Raw genomic sequence first — 3,636 nt, 5'->3', positions numbered from 1 at the left:
GCGCATCACCATGAGTCCCGCCGCCACCCCCGACGTCACCAACGCGAGGCGCAGCGGTGCGAGCGCGGGAATCCACTCACCCGGCGCCGCGTACATGACCGCCGCGAAGGCGGTCAGCGCATAGAAGGCCCACACGTCACGGCGCTGCCCCTGCTCTCCCAGCACCATTCACTCCACCTCCCGGCAGTTGCGTCGCGCACCAATACGCGTGCCTGGGCGAAAGCAGAGGACATGCCAGGGGCCCCGTCGGGCAAAGCCCTGAATCTTCTAAGACGGGACGGCCTCACCGGACATGCGGGCCGCCCCGGACTGAAATTCCTACGGGATGGGGCTGCTCTCCATTGGAAGAACCGCCGAGGCCACCGGCTCCAGCCGCCCGTCCTGGAGCCAGGGCGTGCCCAGCTCCTCCAACACCCGCGACAGGGTCAGCGTCACCAGGCGGCGCAGCTCCGCGTGCGCCTCCGGCGCCACCGCCGGCTCCAGGCCCTTCAGGGCGCGCTCGGCCGCGGAGGTGCGCAGGCGCGGCGCCTCCGGGGCGCCTTCGAAGAGGCGCTGGCCCAGCTCCACCACCCGCCCCAGCGGCACCGGACGCGCGTCCGCGCGCTCCTCCAGCACCGCCATGGCGACGACGGCGGCGAAGAGGCGCTCCAGGCCCAGCGTCTCCAGGGGCACGCCGAAGCGGGCCAGGGCCTCGCGCGCCGAGTCGTCGGTGCCGCCCAGCACGCCCCGGAACACCTCCACCTGGGCCTCCGCGCGGGCCAGCAGCGCCTCGGTGGCGGCCAGCTCGCGCCGGGAGCGGAACGGCACCGGCTCCGCGCCTTCCACGCGCAGCGCCCGCCGGGGCCGCTTCTGGCGCAGCGCGGACAGGGCGGCCGCCTCCTCCGGAAGCACCATCAGCACGCCCTCCCGCATGGCCCCCGGCGCCTTCACCAGCCGGTCCGCGCGGAACTTGAGCTGGAGCGTGAGCGAGAAGCCCGTCTGGAAGATGCGCCGCAGCGGCGTGTCGCGCAGCACGTCCGTGGCGCGCTCCGGGTCCGCGCCCGTCAGGTGCTCGAGCGCCAGGGACAGGTAGTCCCGCACCGTCTCGCTCGCGCGGCGGACGGCGTCCAGGTCCCCCGGGTCCGCCAGGTCCGCCACCAGCGCGGCGCTGGCCACCTCGCGCAGCTCGTCCTCCGCGTTCACCGCCTCCACCATCGTCAGGCCGCGGAAGGCCGCCTCCAGGTAGTCCACATGGGCCGTGGTGGGCGCCAGCCCCGGACGGGCGGCGGACACGGGAGGAGGCGCCACGTCCACGCGGCTGAACAGGGACACCGCCTCCTCCAGCGACGGGAAGCCCATGTCCTGGAGCCGGCCGCGGCGGAACTGGTACGCCGTCTCCTCCAGCTCACTGGGAATCTCCCAGCGCACGGCCTCCAGCAGCCGCACGGCCTCGAAGGGGTTCTCCGCGATGAGGTCGTTGAGGAGCGAGCGGACGGCGGACATCTCCACGCCCTCCGCCTTGATTTCGATGAGGTAGCGCCCTTCCGGGGTCTCCATCGTCACGCCCTGCGGGTTGACGTCCGGGTTCTCCTCCAGGTCGTGCACCTCGACGAACTCGCGCAGGAGGATTTCGAGCACCTCCAAATCCAGCCCGTGCAGCTTGCGCAGGAACTCGCCGGTGTCGTCCACCCCGCCCCGCGCGGCGCGCAGCCAGGTGAGGACGGCGTGGGCGTCCAGCGCGTCCCGCCGCCAGCCACCCAGGTCCACGAAGGCGCGGAACTGGCCCGGCGAGGCGAGCTGCACCAGCTCCGTCGAATCCGCGAGCCCCAGCTCCTGGATGGTGACGTAGAGGTCCTCGGCGGGCATCGAGCGCACCAGCGCGCGGGCCTCCGCGACATCCAGGAGGGCGTCCAGCCGCTGACGCGGGGACAGCCTCATCAACCGCTGACGCAGCTCCCGGGGAGCCAGCTGCGTGTCGCTTCCATTTCCCTTGCCGTTTTCGGACACGGCGCGGTCCCTACCACAGCGCCCCCCGGCCCGGGAGCAGAACCCCACCGGGAGCGGCGGCTACCGGATGATGCCGGCGGCCCTCAGACGCGGGTGGACTTGCCGAAGGTGTCGAGCAGCGCGCCCCACACCTGGTCCACGCCCAGCTTCTCCGTGGAGGAGAACGGGAGGATGACCTCCAGCGGCAGGTCCATGATCTTGGAGAGCTCCACCAGCCGAGGCTTGCGCTTCGCCTTGACGAGCCGGTCCACCTTGGTGGCCACCACCAGCACCCGGCGATTGTGCGCCTGGAGATAGTCGAGCGTGGCCAGGTCGTCCGGCGTGGGGCCCACCTCCACGTCCACGATGCTGACCACGGCCTCCAGGCGGTGCCGCTTCTCCAGGTAGGTGGTGATCATCTTCTCCCACTGGGCCTTGTCCGCCTTGCTGGCCTTGGCGAAGCCGTAGCCCGGCAGGTCGGCCAGGCGGAGCTGGTGGCGGACGCCGCCGCGCTCCAGGTCCACGTCGAAGAAGTTCAGCGTCCGGGTGCGCCCCGGCGTGTTGGACACGCGCACCAGCTTCTTGCGGCCGGTGAGCGCGTTGATCATGGAGGACTTGCCCACGTTGGAGCGGCCGACGAAGGCCACCTCCGCCGTGTGGTCCGTCGGGTAGCCCTTGGGCTCCACGGCGGTGGTGACGAAGCGTGCGTCGAGGACCTTGATCACAACGTCATTTCTTGGCCGACGGATCCGCGGCGCGGCGGGCGCGCTCGGCGGACCAGTGGTCGATGGCCTTGAGCGACTCCTTGAAGTCGAACGGCCGGAGGGAGGGCGAGGATGCGTCGTGGCAGGAGCGGCACTGCTTCTCCGACGGGTCCACCAGGCCCACCAGCCGCGCCAGCTCCGAGTCCTTCATCACGTACTCGGGCGAGTAGTACTGCCCGCCGCCGTGGCACGTCTCACAGGTGACGCTCACCGTCGCCTGGGTGACCTGCTCCGGGGAGTGGCAGGACAAGCAGCGCCCGTCCTTCTTCTGCTGCTCGGAGAGCGAGCTCTCCGCCCGGGCGTGCTTGGACTTCATCCAGGCGTCGTAGGCCTCGGGGTGGCAGCCCTTGCAGCTGTCCGGGCCTACGAAGTCGGCGCCCCCGGCCGCCCCAGCGGCGGCCAGCACGAGAAGGGAGAGGATCCGGATGCCAGGAACGCGCATGGAGCCGGAGTAGCAGAGCCCCCCGGACGGGGCAAGGCGTCTCGTGGTTGAATGATCGGCAGAAACTTCCGTCGGGCATAGGGGGTTGCTAGAGCCTTGCCCGCCCGTTCCAGCAGGGAGGAGCCGTATGCGCATCCTGACCGTCCTCGCCGTCCTCACCTTCGCCGTCCCCGCCGCCGCCAAGCCCTGGCAGGGCATTGAGCCGGGGGTGTCGAAGCGCGACGAAATCATCAAGAAGTTCGGCGAACCCTCGCGAACCGTCAGACAGGGCGGCAAGGAGATCATCGCCTACCTGGCCAAGGAGGCCATCAAGGGCACCACCCAGGCCCAGTTCAAGGTGGATCCGGACACGCAGCTGGTGGAGCGCATCGACGTGTTCCCCGGGCCCATCATCGACAAGGAGACCGTGGAGAACAGCTACGGCCCCGCCTGCCCCTCCGGCGCCGCGCCCGCCACGCCCTGCTA

4 protein-coding genes and 1 pseudogene are annotated in these 3,636 nt (G+C 71.0%); 1 reads left to right on the top strand and 4 read right to left on the bottom strand.

Annotated features, from left to right (window positions below):
* The 4 genes and pseudogenes from G4D87_RS39760 to G4D87_RS35230 all read right to left on the bottom strand — a co-directional run.
* Positions 1 to 168 (bottom strand): annotated as a pseudogene (locus G4D87_RS39760) (polymerase); the annotation flags it as partial.
* A gap of 150 nt (positions 169 to 318) precedes the next feature.
* Complete coding sequence (locus G4D87_RS35240; RefSeq protein ID WP_275902324.1) at positions 319 to 1,986, bottom strand: DUF6178 family protein; 1,668 nt, start codon at positions 1,984 to 1,986, stop codon at positions 319 to 321.
* Positions 1,987 to 2,069: 83 nt separating this feature from the next.
* Positions 2,070 to 2,690, bottom strand: coding sequence for a ribosome biogenesis GTP-binding protein YihA/YsxC (yihA, locus tag G4D87_RS35235; RefSeq protein ID WP_163787086.1), 621 nt, complete (start codon positions 2,688 to 2,690; stop codon positions 2,070 to 2,072).
* A gap of 4 nt (positions 2,691 to 2,694) precedes the next feature.
* Positions 2,695 to 3,171, bottom strand: a complete 477-nt coding sequence (locus G4D87_RS35230; RefSeq protein ID WP_240358864.1) for a cytochrome c3 family protein — start codon at positions 3,169 to 3,171, stop codon at positions 2,695 to 2,697.
* Between the two features lie 127 nt (positions 3,172 to 3,298).
* On the opposite strand from G4D87_RS35230, the gene G4D87_RS35225 reads away from it, so the two are divergent.
* Positions 3,299 to 3,636: hypothetical protein (locus G4D87_RS35225; protein WP_163787082.1), on the top strand; the 338-nt coding region annotated here is incomplete at its 3' end.

Source organism: Myxococcus vastator (assembly GCF_010894475.1).
Taxonomy (GTDB): domain Bacteria; phylum Myxococcota; class Myxococcia; order Myxococcales; family Myxococcaceae; genus Myxococcus; species Myxococcus vastator.
The sequence above is the reverse complement of the archived record's forward strand: the minus strand, read 5'-3'. Positions and strand labels throughout refer to the sequence as shown.